The organism is Leptospira yasudae, assembly GCF_003545925.1.
In the GTDB taxonomy this organism is placed as follows: domain Bacteria; phylum Spirochaetota; class Leptospiria; order Leptospirales; family Leptospiraceae; genus Leptospira; species Leptospira yasudae.
The window spans coordinates 609,614-624,166 of the sequence record NZ_QHCU01000001.1 but is presented as its reverse complement, the minus strand read 5'-3'; the positions used below and the strand labels follow the sequence as shown (position 1 = coordinate 624,166).

Below are 14,553 nucleotides of genomic sequence, written 5' to 3'. Positions count from 1 at the left end.
CGCCTTATTTCTTCTTGGATTTTTTACCGCTGAATTTCATAGAAAGGTCGTTGAACACGGATAAGGTGACCGGAACGTACAGTAAACTTCCGAGCGTACCGAAACCCAATCCCCAACCTAAGGCTAAGGTCATCGGAATCAGAACCGGATCGGAACCTCCGAGACTGTATGCGGTCGGTAAAAGACCCGCGACCGTTGTAAGAGTCGTCAAGAGGATCGGCCTGAATCTTCGCTGGCTCGCTTCGATTAGAATTTCGTCCATCGTCGCTTTCGAATCCTTTTGAATCGAATCGATACAATCCACAAGAACGATCGAAGCGTTTACGAGAACTCCCGCAAGACCGATGATTCCGATCATCGCCAAAAAGCTGATGGATTTGCCCGAAAGAGGAAAGCCGATTACGATCCCGATGATTCCCAACGGAATGGTGCTTAGGATCAACATGGGTTTCCAGAAGCTTCGGATCGTTAACGCGAGAATTCCGAAAATGCCGAAGATCGCGATCAGTCCCGCTTTTGCGAGAGAGGCCATCGATCTCTGCGTGTCTTTTTCTTCTCCGCCGAAGCTGATCGAAATACCCGGGTATTGTCTTTCGATCAGCGGTTTGAATTCATCGATCACTCTTTGGTTCGCGTCGTGCGCCGTGATTTCGTCTAACTTAACGTCGCCGTTGACGGTGATCGCTCTTTCAAAATCCTTGTGCGCGAGAAGTTCGGGGGATTCGATCAGATCCATCTTGGAAATCTTCGCAAGATTCGTAATGTTCCCCGCCTTGTTGCGGAGAGGGATCGATTTGATCTCGTTCGGATTTTTGCGGAAGTCCTTGTCGTAAAGAACTCTCAGATAGATTTTCGTTCTTCCTTTGCGGACGGTTCCCGCTCTTTCTCCGTCGTAAGCGGCGCGAAGGCTGTTCGCCGCGGATAACGTGGAAACTCCCGTAAAACTTTCCAAACCCTCGTCGAGTTGGATGTACATCTGTTTTCTTCCGTAACGATAATCGTCTCGGACCGAAAACACGCCTGGAATCGATTTTAAGAAGGACTGTAGTTCGTTCGAAATCTTCTTTAGAGTTTCGTAATCTCTTCCTTGAATGGAGATCGTGATCGGTGCTCCGATCGGAGGAGCGTTACCGAATTCTTCCAAAAAGATTTCGTTCACTCCCGGAGTTTTTCTCAGATCCGGTTCGATGCTGCGTAGAATTTCCGAAGCCTTTCGATCCCGTTTCACTTCCGGAGTAAGATAAATCAGAATCACCGCGAGATTCTCGCCGAAACGAGACAACGGATCGTCGGGATCTGTTTGTTGAACTCCGATTTTCGTGGAATAGCTGACCAATTCTTCTTTAGGAATTCGCTGAACGATGCTTTCCATAAACTTCATTTTCTCTCTTGTTTGAAAGATTCTCGAAGTGGGGGGAAATTCCGCTTTGATCATGATGATCTCGATGTCTTCTTTCGGGAAAAGAATAAAGTCCATCTGAGACATCGCTCCGCAGGAGCCGAATACGAGAAGAAGAATCACCGCAAACGAAGACTTCTTGTGTCTGATGTTAAACGAAACGAATCTCGAAAATCTGTCCTCGATCGAATGAAAGATCGAATCCATCTTTTGACGGAATCCGCTTTTGATCTTCATCTGATCGGGAGTTTTTGCGAACGCCGCGATTCTTGCAGGAAGAAAGAGAAAGGATTCGATCAAACTCGCGGTAAGCGCGACGATCACGACCAGAGGAATTTCCCAAACGAATTTTCCCATGATCCCGGACATGAACAGCATCGGTAAAAACGCGGTGACGGTCGTGAGATACGAACCGAAAATCGGAACGATCATCTCCACGGTTCCCCGCAAAGAAGCGGTAAACGAATCGTTCTTTTCCGCGAGATACGTGTATATGTTTTCCGAGATGACGATCGAGTTGTCGACGAGCATCCCCAGCGAGATGATCAAACCCATCATCGAAATCATGTTGAACGAAACGTCGAAAAACGGAAGGACGGCAAAGGTCATCAACATCGAGAACGGGAGGGAAAGGGAAGTCAGAGTCGCCGTTCTGAAATCCAAAAAGAGGAATAGAATTCCGAATACGATCGTGAATCCGATAAGCGCGTTAGACGAAACTACGTTTAAGCGGTTCTTGGTCCGTTTCGCCTCGTCGTTTAACACGAACGTTTTCATGCCGGCTGGATAGGTTGTGGAAAGTTCTCCCAGTCGTTTGTGAACGTTATCCGCAACTTCGATCGCATCCGCTCTTTCTTTTTTGATCACGGAAAGAATCAAACCTTGTTTTCCGTTTGCGATCGCGAGAAATCTTGGATATTCGAACGTGTCCTCGACTCGTGCGAGATCCCGGAGTTTTACGGTGGAAAAAATTTCGTTTGTCCTAGCGGGAATCTTTCCGATCTCCGAAGGATCCTTGAATTCGCCGTCGATTCTCAAGTCGAACGCGGTTTCGGAATCCACCGAGCCCGCGGGAAGATTGATGTTTCGATTGCGGATCGTATTGGTTATATCCGTAAGATCGAGGGAATACTGTTTTAGTTTATTAGCATTGACTAATATTTGCCATTCTCTGTCGCGTTTCCCGAAAACGTCCACTCGTGCGACGCCTTGGATTTTTTCCAGTTCGCGTTCGATGAATTCCGCGGTGGTATGGAGTTCGATTTCATCCTTGCCTCCGAAGATCGAGAACTCGAGAATCGGAAAGGAGCCCGACTTCCGTTCGGTCATTTTCGGTTTTTCGGTGACTTGAGCGGGGAATTCCGACATCGCGTTGTCCACGGCTCTTCGGATTTCGTTCAGAACTTTTTCGGGGTCTTTTTCCTCCAAACTAACGCGAACGTCGATGTCCGAGACCGAATTGCGGGAAAACGAACGGATCTCGTCGATTCCGTCGATTTCTTTGAGTCGTTCTTCGATCGGATACGTGACTCTAAGTTCCACATCCGCGGGAGAAGCCCCCGGGAATTTCGTGGAAATGACCATTTGTTTCATGTCCACGTTTGGAAAAGCGTCTCGTCGCAATCCCATAAGGGATACGACTCCGGACAAGAAGATGAAAGTCATCCCCAAGTACATGAAAAGGCGGTTTCTGATAAAGGATTCGATTAAGGATCTCATATATATTTCTGACTGGCTGGTCAGTTTTCTAAAAGGTTTGATTTGCTGTCAATTGAGAAAGTGTGGGAACTCCTGCAAAATCCCCGATTTTCGGGGAAACTGGACGGAACTCCGTCCTAAATTCTCCCCTTATTTCATTTGACACCGCTTAAAGGGAAGAATCTGATCTCAAGAGTGGAAAGAAACCGCCTTGCATTAGCAATTACATTCGTATTAACCATTTTGTCCGTTCTCATCGGACTTGTGAACATTTCCTTAGCGACAACTACCTCGAAATACTCCAAAACCACGGGTGGAACTTTTTTTAGCACGGCCCCGATCGGAGCGGCGTTGATCAAAATCGAAGGGGAAATTCATTCCGGACATTCAACGTTCGAGTCGACCGGCTCCGAAAGTATTCTTCAGAAGCTGCGGGATATAGAAGGAAATCCGAATATTAAAGGAATCTTAATCGAAATCAATTCACCCGGCGGAACGGTCGGAGCTTCTCAGGAAGTTTACAACGAATTAATGCGTCTTCGCAAAACCAGAAAGATCGTCGTTTCGATGAAGGACATGGCGGCTTCGGGCGGATATTATATCGCGGCTTCCGCGGATAAAATCTTCGCGTTATCCGGAACGATCACCGGTTCGATCGGTGTGATCGCGATGGCTCCGAACATCAAAGGACTTCTGGATCGTTACGGAGTGAAGATGAAAGTTTACAAGGAAGGAAAGTATAAGGATTCCTTGTCCTTGTTCCGGGATTCCACTTCCGAAGAAGACGAGATGATCCAGAAGATGCTTTCCGACACGTACAACGAATTCGTTCAAGACGTCGCGAAAGGAAGAAACCAAACCGTTAAGTCCGTTCAGAATCTCGCGGAAGGGCGCATCTATTCCGGACAAGACGCGTTTCGCAATAAACTCGTGGATGAAATCGGAGGAAGAAAAGAAGCCCTCGACGAATTATCCAGGCTTTGTCAATACGACGGAGAAATCCCTCTTTACGAAGAGGAAGAATCTCCGTTCGACAGACTCTTCATGATGCTCGGCTCCAAGATGAATTCCTTTTCGGGCGAAAAGATCTTCTTCAAAGAATTTAAGAATTCTCCCGTGCTTGTGATTCTTCCTCAGGCGATCAGGTAAGTTCCTTGAAAGATCTATTGAATTCCATTCTCGAAGTTTTGGAAGCTTCCTTATACGAGCCGATCCGTTTGGAAGCGGCGCTTGCAAACCTAACCGATAAGAATCTGAATCTGTTTTCTTGGATCGTTTTGATTCCGAGCGCGCTCAGCATTTCCGTCGGAGCGACGTATCTTTCGCCTCCGTATACGAGCGGTTCTATGGGTTTGATCTTTCTTGCCTTTGCAGCTAACCTTTCCATGATTTCCATTCTTCCTATGATGTTGGGAGCGGTGATCGATTTTCACGCGCAGAAAAAACAAAGAACGGGCAACGTTCATTATTCGTATAATCTTTGCCGTTTCGGAATGGCGATCTTCGTTTTCTTTACGCCGCTTGCCATTCTTTTGCGGGAAACCGGTTTAACCGGAGGAATCGGCTATTTTCTGATTCTTCTCTTTTTGATCGGATATTACGTCGCGATTCTCTCCAGAGGAATTCAATATATCTACGATTTGAAAACCTCCGATGCGGTTCGTTTTGCGATCACTGCGGCCGCGATTTCGGGCGCGTTTCCGTTCGTGTTTTACTTCTATATCTCCGGTTCCATTCTTCATTTGATTTTATGAATATTCTGATTACCAACGACGACGGAATCGCTTCTTCGGGCATCAAGGCTCTGGAAGCGGTCCTTCAAAAAGAACACAATACGTATTTGATCGCGCCCTTGCGGGAACGATCCGCGACTTCCATGGCTTTGTCGATTTACGATTCGATGCGCGTGGAACGGATCAACGACAATCATTATATCGTGGACGGTTATCCGGCCGATTGCGTGAACATCGGTCTGCACGGTGACATCTTTCCGAAGATCGATCTCGTTTTATCCGGAATCAACCGCGGAGTGAACATGGGGCACGACGTTCATTATTCGGGAACGGTGGGTGCGGCGAGACACGGTGCCATCCACAATCGTCTTTCCTTGGCGGTGAGTTCGGGAAACGTAAATAAAGAATACGATTATATTCGAGAAGCTGAATTTATCAAACATTTCATCCGCGAATACGTTTCATTCTTGAAAGTAGGAACGGTGTACAACATGAACATCCCCGCCGATTTCGAACCTTCTATGGAGAATCTTAGAATTACGAGACTCGGCAAGCGAACCTACGAGGACACGTATTCCAAAAAGAATATCATCGGAGGAATCGCGGACTTTTATCTCGGCGGTTCCGAACTCGGACATTCCACGGACGAGGGAGCGGATTTTACCGCGTTCTTTTCGGGAAAAATCTCCCTAACTCCTTTGTCTCTCGATCAAACCGATGCGACTTTGTTAAACGAACTTTCCGCTTCCTTGGGTAAGAATGTCTGATAAGGACAAGAATAAAAAATCCGCCTCCGCCAAGAAACGGATTCTTCAGGAAATCAATAAGGAGAATTTTCTTTTCGCGCTCACTCTGATCGACCGCGAAATCTCCTCCGGCAACGAAGATCCGGAACTATATTATAATTTTGCTATATGTTGCGCGAGAACCGATAACTACAAAAAATGCGTTTCGATTCTCGAACAGCTTTTGGAAAAATTTCCGCGTTTCGGGGAGCGGGAAAATTCGATTTTGATGATCGTGTATTCTTTGATTCAAAACAAGGAATACGACAAGGCCCTGGAAAAATGCGAGGAACGTCTCAAGGTGCAAGTGGACGACTTGCGGATTCTTTCGATGAAGGCTTTCGCTCTGGAAAAGTCGGGCCGTATCGAAGACGCGATCGAGATTCACAAAAGAATTCTCCGCTTGCGACCGGATTATAAGAACAGTTTGAATTCTCTCGGGTATCTTTTGTTAAATCATCGGGAACCGAGTCCGGAAGAATGGAAATTGGCCGCGGATTGTCTGAAATCCGTTCTGAAAAACGAACCGGATAATCCCGCGTATCTGGATTCGTTCGGCGTTCTTCTTTCCAAGAGCGGCAAAAAAGAAGAAGCGATTTTGGCTTTTAAAAAAGCTCTCGTGAAAGCTCCTACACATCCCGAGATCTTACGACATATAGAAAAAGTAGAAGACTCTACTTGACAGTGCGGCTGTTTTTAAAAACATGGAGTCGGAAACGGGATGTAGCGCAGGGGTAGCGCATCTGCCTTGGGAGCAGAGGGTCGTAGGTTCAAATCCTATCATCCCGATTTTCCAAATCCTCCCAAGACTCGGTAGCTCAGTTGGATAGAGCAACTGCCTTCTAAGCAGTGGGTCGGGGGTTCGAATCCCTCTCGGGTCACCAGGATGAGCAGAGACGGAGAACGTAGCTCAGTTGGTAGAGCTCCAGTTTGTGGTACTGGCCGTCGCGGGTTCGATTCCCGTCGTTCTCCCCAATTTTTGCAGAAACTTCTAATTCTTCCGATTCAATTTCCGCAGAAGTTCGTTTGATTCTTTCCGGTTTTTGTTCCTCTTCGTTTTCTTTTGTTCTCGTTTCGATTTTCAATCTTTCAGTCTTCGTGAAATCGAATCTTCGAGTCGCTTACTCTTCGCTCAGCCAAATATCTTCGAGACAGAATTTCCGGTTTGAGTCCGGCTTGGAAGGAACCCAAGTTCCGCCGACCGTCCAAAGAAACATGTTTTGTGGGAACTCCTCGCTTTTTCCGGGTCGATAGTATTGCCCGAGCGGGATTTGGAAATGTTTGGATTCGGAAAAACGGAGAACTTGTTCGCCGAGGATTTGATCCTTCGGCAATCGCAATTCTTTATCCATGTCGATGGATTCTCGCAAGATAATTTCCAACTTTAGATCTCCGACGGTTTCCCGACAACCGACAATGTGAAGAGTTTTCCAGTTGGAAATTTCGGGCTTTCCATTTTGGAGATGATGCGTTTGTCTGAGTTCCACGAGAAAGTCCTGTTTCAGGTCGGAACTCCGGAGCTTTGTCCAGGTGGTCGCTTCATTGCGGTCCAACAAATGAGAAATTCTCGAGTTCCGATCCGAAAGATACGAGTTTGTAAAATCGAACGCCAAAAACGGAGGACGTTCGGTGTACGTCTCGATTCGATTCTTTGTGGTATTCCATAAATAAAGATTTCCGGATAGGATTGCGATTGGGAAAATTAAGGTTAAACTTTTGAAGAGAACGTTTTTAGGAATCACAGGATCAAAATTGCGGGAACTCCTCCGTTTGGGCAATCAGGATTCTTGCGTTTTCAAAAACCGAACAATAGAAGAAAGGAATCAACTATGAAAGTAGGAATTACCGGTGGAACCGGTTTGATCGGAAGAACACTGGCGCATCGTTTGCTTCAAACCGGAAACTTCGTGAGAATTTTCAGCCGTTCTTCCGACATTCCCTCTTTGCTTCGCGGACAAAGAAATCTGGAAATCGTCGCGGGAAGTTTTCCTAAGTCCAAGGATCTGCAGGGATTGGACGCGATCGTAAATCTTGCGGGCTTTCCCATTGCGGGTGTTCGCTGGACCGAAAAAGTGAAACAGGAAATCCGTTCTTCCCGAGTCGATTATACGAAGAACTTGGTGGCTTCTTTGCAAACGGTCGCGGGAACTCCGCCGGAGGTTTTGATTCAGGGTTCGGCCGTAGGCTATTACGGTTCGTATGAAGACGATGCAAACACCTTTTCGGAAGAATCACCTTTAGGCGGCGATTCTCTTGCAACGTTATGCGCTGATTGGGAAGCCGCCGCACAGCCCGTAACGAACGCGGGAATTCGTCTCGTAAAGATTAGAACCGGGGTCGTCTTGAGTCCGTTCGGCGGTGCATTGAAAAGCATGCTTTCTCCGTTTCGGCTCGGGATGGGCGGTCCGATCGGTTCGGGAAAACAAATTCTCAGTTGGATTCATATCGAAGACATGGTAAGCGCGATTCTTCATTTGATCGAAAACAAGGAACTTAGCGGGGCTTTCAATTTGGTTTCTCCTCATCCCGTTAACAACGAGACGTTCACCAAAACGCTTGCGAGCGTTTTAAGACGACCCGCGTTTTTCCGGGTTCCCGCGAGCGTATTGAAGTTTCTGTTCGAAGAAGGAGCGGACGTGATTCTTCAGGGACAAACGGTCGTTCCGCAACGACTTTCCAAATCCGGTTTTACGTTCCGATATCCGAATCTTGAAGACGCTTTGCGCGAGCTGCTACACGCGCATTCGTGATCGTTGTTTATTCTTTTCGAATATAGTTTTAAAGGGAGAATTCTTCCCGGATGACGGGATGTTTTTTGAGTTTGTTCAGGGCTTGTTCGATCAGCTTCTTGCCGATCTCCGTATGATTCCAGACGTTGAGTCCGGAAGGATGCGGCAAAGGAATCCAATCCACATTAACTCCGTGGAATTCCCTCGTAAACCGCTGACCGACCACGTCTTCCAGTTTGTATTTTCCCATCTCGAACAATTGATCGATCGCCAGCTTTCCGATCGGAATTATCAGTTCCGGTTTGTGATACCGTACTTCGAATTCCAGAAACTCCGAACAGTTTGAAACTTCGTCCGAGTCCGGTTTACGATCTCCGCTTTTCGCCTTTCCGGGAAAACAACGACAAACCGCGGACATGTTTACTTTGGTTCGGAAGGTTTCCTCTTCGATTCCGATTTTCTTGAACCAACCGAAGAGAGTTTTTCCGGCCGTATAAGCGAAGGGTTTGCCGAACCGTTCCTCGTGAACTCCGGGCGCCTGACCTAAACTGATGATTCTCGCGGAAGGAACGCAGCCGTGAACCGGGTTTCCTTCCATTTTGGGACATTTTCTGCAGCTTAAAAGATGATTTATGTGATTTGAATATTCTAATTTTCTGTTTTTCATTCAGAGGGAAAAATCAATTTACGATGATGTTGATCGCGTCCGTCAAAGTTCCGGTTACGCGTATCAGCGATTTTAATTTCGTGAGTTCCAGGATTTTATTCACCTGGGAAGAAGGGGAGAACATCGCGATTCCTCCCTTTCCGTTTTTGACCAGCTTTGCGTGCGTGCTCATAAAAACCGCAAGACCGGAAGAATCGATATAACGGATGTTTTCCATGTTCACGAAGATATAAATAAAACCTTTGTCGATCAGATCGAAGATCTTCTCCTTTAAAGCGTGAGCGGAATAGAGATTGATTTCCCCGCTGATTTTCAGCACGACCGCGTCTTTCGGAAAATTTCCGGGAAGATCCTCCTTTTGAAGAACCACCTTGAGTTCGTTGATTGAAAAATCCACTTCGTCGCCGTCGAGGCTAAGAGAATCGTCTGCTCCCATTTTGTTTATCTCCAGTTCTATTTAAATTCGGATTTTTAGAATTCTTTGACTCCGTCCGAAATTCGGAACGTATACAACTCGGGGTTGCTTTCAAATTTCTTAAAGTAACGGGCTTTTATTTTTTCGAACAGTATATCTTTTCTTCCCTCTTTGTCCAGTATCAAAACGCAACCTCCGAAACCGCCTCCGATCATTCTCGCGCCGAGGACTCCTTCGGCCTTGAGTTCTTCGACTATAAAATCCGTCTCTTCACACGAAACTTCATAGTCTTTCGAGAGGGAATCGTGACATTCGAATAGGATTTTTCCTACTTCTTTCGCATTACCAGACTTCAAGTTTTCGATCATGTTGCGGGTTCGATATCGTTCCGAGGTAACATGTCTTGCCCGTTGGATTTCGGCTTCGTTCAGACCGAAGGAAGAATTCTCCGCATCCTCCGGTTCCGCTTGATATAAGGTCGTAAGCTCGGGTCTGTGTTTTTTGATTTTCTGAAACGCGGATTCGACCTCCTTTCTGCGATCGTTGTAAGCGCTGTCTTTGAGCGAATGTTTCACTTTGGAATCGATCAGATAGAATTCATAACCGTCGAGACGCATTTCGTAGAATTCATATCGGAGACTTTCCGTATTCAACGCGATACAGAAACCTTCCTTTGCGGTCGCGATCACGAATTGATCCATGATTCCGCAGTTCACTCCGACGAACCGGTTCTCCGCTCTTTGGCTGAGTAGGGCGATTTCTTCTCTGGAAAAATTCCAGCCGTGAATTTCCGAAAGCGCAAATGCAACCGCGACCTCGAACGCAGCGGAGGAAGAAAGCCCCGCCCCTTGCGGAATATTTCCCCAAACGACCAAGTCGAAAAAGTCCGCGACCCGACCGAGCTTTTGGAACTCGTCGATCACTCCATATACGTAATTCACCCAAGAATGTTTCGAATCGTAAGCGGCGGACGGGGACTCGATTTTTTCACCCGTTGAAACGGAGAAGATTCTGAACTTGCGGGCTTCGTTCTTACGGATCGCGATCCGAATCGAAAAATCGATCGCCGCCGGCAACACGATTCCTCCGGCGTAGTCTACGTGTTCGCCGATGATGTTGATTCTTCCCGGCGCGGAAAAAAATCGGATCGTTTCTCCGTTAGGGGAGAATTCCGTTTGGAGAACTTTCGCTAATTCTTCTTGATTCATTTTTATAAGAACGGTTTGAAAATCCCGGAAACATTGATGGACGCTCGGATTCCGTCAATCCTTCTCCGTCGCGAAGACTTGGTTTTTTCTTGCCCCTCGATTCCATTTTTCTAAACTGTTCAAGCGTTCGTTTTTCGGGAGAATTTTCGCGGTCGTTCCCGAAATCAAAACGTAAAAAAGTCACTTCGTAATAATTTATGATTCGATTGGAAACCAGATTCGCTTCTTCCTTCGTTCCTTCCGGGGAATTCGAACCCTTTTTGGCAAAGGCGGAATCCGCAAGAAAGACGCTTCATTCCCTTCAAGGAAAGGGAAACGAATATTTGGGTTGGCTGGATCTTCCGAAACGAATCCAAGAATCGGAAATCGAAAGAATCATCCAAGCCGCACAAAGACTTCGTGCCTCTTCCGAAGTGGTGGTCGTTATCGGAATCGGCGGTTCGTATTTGGGATCGCGCGCGGTTCTGGAAGCGACTCTTCCTTTTTTTCAAAAACCGTCCAAAGGAAATCCGGAAGTCGTCTTTGCGGGACATCATCTCGAATCCAGATATTTGTCCGAGTTGATGGAGTATCTGGAAGATAAGGATTTTTCGGTAAACGTAATTTCCAAATCGGGAACGACCACCGAACCCGCGATCGCATTCCGTCTTTTCTGGGAACTTCTCCGTAAAAAATACGGAAACGACACCGCTTCGAGAGTCGTTGCCACCACCGATTCCTCCAAGGGAGCTTTGAAGACCTTTGCGGACTCGGAAGGTTTTGAAACCTTTACGATCCCCGACGACGTGGGAGGAAGATATTCCGTTTTAACGCCCGTCGGACTGTTTCCTCTCGCCGTAGCCGGAATTCAAATTCGAAATTTTATATTAGGATTTCAGAATATTCTGGAAGTTTTACATTCGGAATCGGACCCGCTCCGCAATCCGGCCACGCATTACTCCGCTCTGAGAAATTATTTCTTATCCTCCGGAAGGCACGTGGAAGTATTAGCGAATTTTAATCCTTCTCTGCGTTATATCTCCGAATGGTGGAAACAGCTTTTCGGAGAAAGCGAAGGTAAGGAGAATAAGGGGATTTTTCCCGCTTCTATGGACTTTACCACGGATCTTCATTCCCTCGGTCAATACGTTCAGGATGGAAAGCGGATTCTGTTTGAAACCGTTTTAAGTCCGGTCGAAATCCGTTCCGATCTGACTTTAAAACCCACGCCCGACAATCTCGATTCTCTCAATTTCTTGGCAGGAAATACGCTCGGTCATGTGAACGAACAGGCCCGTCTTGGAACTCTTCTCGCGCACGCGGACGGCGGTGTTCCTTGTTTGGAATTGATTTTTTCCGATATTTCGCCGATGTCTTTGGGAGAACTGATGTATTTCTTCGAGTATTCCTGCGCGATTTCCGGTTATTCTCTCGGAGTCAATCCGTTCGATCAGCCCGGTGTCGAGGGCTATAAAAAAAATATGTTCGCCCTTTTGAATAAAAACGGTTTTGAGAAAGAGGGAGAATTGCTGCGCAAAAGAATTCTCGGAAACTGAAGGATTAGTTCCGATAACTCCATCACTGTAGCGTTTCTTCCCGTATACATTCCGGTCATTCTATCTTTTCGGTGAAAATTATTTTACTGCTTGACATGTTTTAAAATTCAGCACGCTATGAAGGCATGAGAGGGCTTAGAAACAAAATCAGCGTTTCGCTGACGGGCGTCCTAGCTTTGGCGTTTCTGTTTCTTACGTTTTCTACCTCTTTTTCCAGCAATCTTCCTGGGAAGTTGCCTACCCAAAAACAGATTATAGACGGGATTGAATCCGAATATAAAGAGCCGGTTCAACTGGAAGAGGAATCCGAATTCCTTTTCAGTTTCCTCTCTTTAACCCACAAAAACATTCTATTCGTATTCAAGGGCAAAATAACTTCCCTCCAGGATAGGTTCCAATTCCATTTCTGTAACCTCCAAACTCTAAATCTGCTGAATTTACCGCCTCCTTCTCTCGTATAACTAGTCCTTGCTTTCTAGTTTTGTTCTTACGGGGGAAATATGTCGTACCATTCTCTGTTCGTTGTTTTCGTAATATGCAGCGTCGTCCTCTTGACCGTTGAGGTCGCGGCCTTGTTCTTATTATCGATTCTATCCTTGTCTTTATTACTGTTTGCAACTTACGGATCTCCAAATTGTGCCAATCCCGGTTCTTGGGAATTTACTCGTTCTCGAAACCGGGGTTGGCATATTTTTTTCCCCGCCTAAAAATAGGTTTCTTTTCTCTCAAAGCTGAGATAGTTTTGCGGGGGAATTTTTCCCCGAAGCAAAAATGGACCAAGAATTTAAAAGATGGACCCGCCTCCTGCGGGCGATCGAATCCGGAACCCGGATCGAGCTTACCGGTTATATCCTTAACGATTCGTTTCGGACCAACTTGGAAAAGTTCGTAAAACTCTGTCTCGAAAATTATAATAAGAACGATTTGGCGCCTGTCGTATATTCCGTGATTCAGGAAATGCTTTTGCGCGCCGCCATGTCCAACCTGCGCGAATTTTTTTCCTTCGAAAAGGGGATCGATCCTTTTGATCAAAACGCCTTCGATGCCAGTGAGGAAGACTTTAGAAAATTCTTAAATACGTTCGACGCCAAGGCGGTGCGAAGCGCTCTCAAAGCGAAAGGATTGTTTTTAAAAGTGATCATTCATCACAACGAGACCGGTCTTGCCGCGGAAGTATTACACAATTCTAAACTGATTCCGTTTATGGAAGAGCGCCTAAGAAAGTATCTTTCTGCCGCGATGGAATTTAAGAATTTGATGGATTACTATGATCGTTATCCCGAAGATCGGGAGGGCAGGGACATAGGACTTGCGATTTCGATTTTGATGCTCAGGGAAACCGGATTGAAACCGGAACTGCTTCGTATCGGTTCGGGAGAAGAAGTTCATACTTCGCGTTTGGAAGTTCCTTTCGGGGAGGAATACCGGAGCATCCGCAAAAAAATACTGAACGACGAGGAGATTCTTCCTTTTCCGAAAGAAATTCACGAAGAAGCCGAGCTTCCCTGGAAAACGAGTCGTTGCAGTTTTTGCGGGAGAACGGTGGACGATCGGATTTTCTTTTCCAAAATTCCGGACGACATTCCCGTAAAGGGAATCCCGGAACCGATTCGGGCTGGAAACGGAATCTGCGCCTGGTGTCTTTCCTCCTATCTCTGAATCTTTAAACCGCAAAGATCCAAAAATTCCGGCCAGCGGTCGCCGAGGTTCGGAGAAAAATCCTGATTCTTTAGAGAAAGATAATATTCTTTTTCGCCGAGATCGATCGCTTCCCCCGGGAAAACTTTTCCGGCCAACCTACGTTTTGCGGAAAGTTCGCGGAACGTATTGGAAAGATCGAAAAACGATTCGGGTTGAATGTCGCTTAACACCGCGCTGTTCAGCACCGAAATACCGATGTAGAAAAGATTTCCGTTTCCGAACGTGACCTTTCCCTCGTTCAGTCCGAGTCCCGTATAACCCGCATTCGACGGCTGAGGCATTAAATACAAAAGGCAATCCTCTTCCTGAAGCGAGGTCGGGAGTTGAAAACCGGTTTCGGGAAAATAGAGAAAATCGGGATTTACGATTCCGATCGTCTCTCCCATCCAACCGGCTCGCGTAAGCCCGGTTACGATTCCGCCCGCGGTTCCTAAGATCTCTTTGGTTTCGTCCGAAAAAAACAAAGGAAAGGGCCGAAAGCCTTCCAGTTCCTTTCGGATCTTTTCTCCGAGATAATGCGTGTTGACGACCGCGGCTTCCGCGTTTTGCATCCAGGCTTGAAAGAGAGAATAGTAGATCAAAGGAATTCCGTTTACCGGAAGCAGAGGTTTCGGGAGATCCTTGGTCAGTTCCTTCATTCTCGTTCCGAAACCGGCGGCGGGGATAAAGAATTTCAAAACGTT

The 14,553-nt window shown here is 46.6% G+C and carries 14 protein-coding genes and 3 tRNA genes; 11 read left to right on the top strand and 6 right to left on the bottom strand.

Going from position 1 to position 14,553, the window contains the following annotated elements:
• Positions 1 to 4: 4 nt before the first annotated feature.
• On the bottom strand, positions 5 to 3,118 hold the full coding sequence (locus DLM76_RS03105; protein WP_118964316.1) for an efflux RND transporter permease subunit: 3,114 nt from the start codon (positions 3,116 to 3,118) through the stop codon (positions 5 to 7).
• Positions 3,119 to 3,292: 174 nt separating this feature from the next.
• Here DLM76_RS03105 and sppA point away from each other — a divergent pair, with 174 nt between their 5' ends.
• The 7 genes from sppA to DLM76_RS03070 all read left to right on the top strand — a co-directional run bounded on the left by sppA (position 3,293) and on the right by DLM76_RS03070 (position 6,590).
• The gene (gene sppA, locus DLM76_RS03100; protein ID WP_118955189.1) at positions 3,293 to 4,246 is read left to right on the top strand and encodes a signal peptide peptidase SppA; all 954 of its coding nucleotides are present in this window, start codon (positions 3,293 to 3,295) and stop codon (positions 4,244 to 4,246) included.
• Between the two features lie 5 nt (positions 4,247 to 4,251).
• Complete coding sequence (locus DLM76_RS03095; RefSeq protein ID WP_118955012.1) at positions 4,252 to 4,851, top strand: hypothetical protein; 600 nt, start codon at positions 4,252 to 4,254, stop codon at positions 4,849 to 4,851.
• Positions 4,848 to 5,597 carry a 5'/3'-nucleotidase SurE gene (surE, locus tag DLM76_RS03090; protein ID WP_118964315.1) on the top strand — a complete coding sequence of 250 codons (750 nt, stop codon included), beginning with the start codon at positions 4,848 to 4,850 and terminating at the stop codon, positions 5,595 to 5,597. Before DLM76_RS03095 ends, surE begins: the two co-directional genes overlap by 4 nt.
• Entirely contained in the window at positions 5,590 to 6,297 is a 708-nt protein-coding gene (locus DLM76_RS03085; protein ID WP_118964314.1) for a tetratricopeptide repeat protein, read from the top strand. The genes surE and DLM76_RS03085 overlap by 8 nt, the downstream gene beginning before the upstream one ends.
• Before the next feature lie 35 nt (positions 6,298 to 6,332).
• Positions 6,333 to 6,404, top strand: a tRNA-Pro gene (locus DLM76_RS03080).
• A gap of 18 nt (positions 6,405 to 6,422) precedes the next feature.
• Positions 6,423 to 6,499 (top strand) — tRNA-Arg (locus tag DLM76_RS03075).
• Positions 6,500 to 6,514: 15 nt separating this feature from the next.
• Positions 6,515 to 6,590: transfer RNA gene (locus DLM76_RS03070), tRNA-His, on the top strand.
• Between the two features lie 146 nt (positions 6,591 to 6,736).
• On the opposite strand, the gene DLM76_RS03065 is transcribed toward DLM76_RS03070, so the two are convergent.
• On the bottom strand, positions 6,737 to 7,357 hold the full coding sequence (locus DLM76_RS03065) for a hypothetical protein (RefSeq protein ID WP_118964313.1): 621 nt from the start codon (positions 7,355 to 7,357) through the stop codon (positions 6,737 to 6,739).
• An 87-nt stretch (positions 7,358 to 7,444) separates the two neighbouring features.
• Between DLM76_RS03065 and DLM76_RS03060 the strand changes: the two genes are divergently transcribed.
• Positions 7,445 to 8,365, top strand: coding sequence for a TIGR01777 family oxidoreductase (locus DLM76_RS03060; protein WP_118964312.1), 921 nt, complete (start codon positions 7,445 to 7,447; stop codon positions 8,363 to 8,365).
• Between the two features lie 28 nt (positions 8,366 to 8,393).
• On the opposite strand, the gene DLM76_RS03055 is transcribed toward DLM76_RS03060, so the two are convergent.
• From DLM76_RS03055 to galK, 3 genes are read right to left on the bottom strand one after another with little or no spacing between them, the layout of a single operon-like run.
• The gene (locus DLM76_RS03055; RefSeq protein WP_118955016.1) at positions 8,394 to 9,011 is read right to left on the bottom strand and encodes a uracil-DNA glycosylase family protein; all 618 of its coding nucleotides are present in this window, start codon (positions 9,009 to 9,011) and stop codon (positions 8,394 to 8,396) included.
• A gap of 13 nt (positions 9,012 to 9,024) precedes the next feature.
• Positions 9,025 to 9,447 carry an STAS domain-containing protein gene (locus tag DLM76_RS03050; protein ID WP_118955017.1) on the bottom strand — a complete coding sequence of 141 codons (423 nt, stop codon included), beginning with the start codon at positions 9,445 to 9,447 and terminating at the stop codon, positions 9,025 to 9,027.
• Positions 9,448 to 9,482: 35 nt separating this feature from the next.
• Positions 9,483 to 10,634 carry a galactokinase gene (gene galK, locus DLM76_RS03045; protein WP_118955018.1) on the bottom strand — a complete coding sequence of 384 codons (1,152 nt, stop codon included), beginning with the start codon at positions 10,632 to 10,634 and terminating at the stop codon, positions 9,483 to 9,485.
• 197 nt (positions 10,635 to 10,831) lie between these two features.
• Between galK and DLM76_RS03040 the strand changes: the two genes are divergently transcribed.
• The 3 genes from DLM76_RS03040 (at position 10,832) to DLM76_RS03030 (ending at position 13,828) form a co-directional block, all read left to right on the top strand.
• Positions 10,832 to 12,169: a glucose-6-phosphate isomerase gene (locus tag DLM76_RS03040; RefSeq protein ID WP_118964311.1), complete on the top strand. Its 1,338-nt coding sequence runs from the start codon at positions 10,832 to 10,834 to the stop codon at positions 12,167 to 12,169.
• 125 nt (positions 12,170 to 12,294) lie between these two features.
• Complete coding sequence (locus DLM76_RS03035; RefSeq protein ID WP_118955020.1) at positions 12,295 to 12,630, top strand: hypothetical protein; 336 nt, start codon at positions 12,295 to 12,297, stop codon at positions 12,628 to 12,630.
• Positions 12,631 to 12,940: 310 nt separating this feature from the next.
• A complete protein-coding gene (locus DLM76_RS03030) occupies positions 12,941 to 13,828 on the top strand; it encodes a hypothetical protein (protein ID WP_118964310.1) in 888 nt (295 codons plus the stop codon).
• Here DLM76_RS03030 and DLM76_RS03025 read toward each other — a convergent pair.
• Positions 13,819 to 14,547, bottom strand: a complete 729-nt coding sequence (locus DLM76_RS03025) for a sugar phosphate nucleotidyltransferase (protein WP_118964309.1) — start codon at positions 14,545 to 14,547, stop codon at positions 13,819 to 13,821. The two genes, DLM76_RS03030 and DLM76_RS03025, sit on opposite strands and share 10 nt — an antisense overlap.
• Positions 14,548 to 14,553: the final 6 nt, after the last annotated feature.

Coding starts and splice junctions, on each gene's coding strand:
- DLM76_RS03105 (WP_118964316.1), bottom strand. CDS start 3,118: ATGAGATCCTTAATCGAATCCTTTATCAGAAACCGCCTTTTCATGTAC.
- surE (WP_118964315.1), top strand. CDS start 4,848: ATGAATATTCTGATTACCAACGACGACGGAATCGCTTCTTCGGGCATC.
- DLM76_RS03085 (WP_118964314.1), top strand. CDS start 5,590: ATGTCTGATAAGGACAAGAATAAAAAATCCGCCTCCGCCAAGAAACGG.
- DLM76_RS03060 (WP_118964312.1), top strand. CDS start 7,445: ATGAAAGTAGGAATTACCGGTGGAACCGGTTTGATCGGAAGAACACTG.
- DLM76_RS03055 (WP_118955016.1), bottom strand. CDS start 9,011: ATGAAAAACAGAAAATTAGAATATTCAAATCACATAAATCATCTTTTA.
- DLM76_RS03050 (WP_118955017.1), bottom strand. CDS start 9,447: ATGGGAGCAGACGATTCTCTTAGCCTCGACGGCGACGAAGTGGATTTT.
- galK (WP_118955018.1), bottom strand. CDS start 10,634: ATGAATCAAGAAGAATTAGCGAAAGTTCTCCAAACGGAATTCTCCCCT.
- DLM76_RS03040 (WP_118964311.1), top strand. CDS start 10,832: ATGATTCGATTGGAAACCAGATTCGCTTCTTCCTTCGTTCCTTCCGGG.
- DLM76_RS03035 (WP_118955020.1), top strand. CDS start 12,295: ATGAGAGGGCTTAGAAACAAAATCAGCGTTTCGCTGACGGGCGTCCTA.
- DLM76_RS03030 (WP_118964310.1), top strand. CDS start 12,941: ATGGACCAAGAATTTAAAAGATGGACCCGCCTCCTGCGGGCGATCGAA.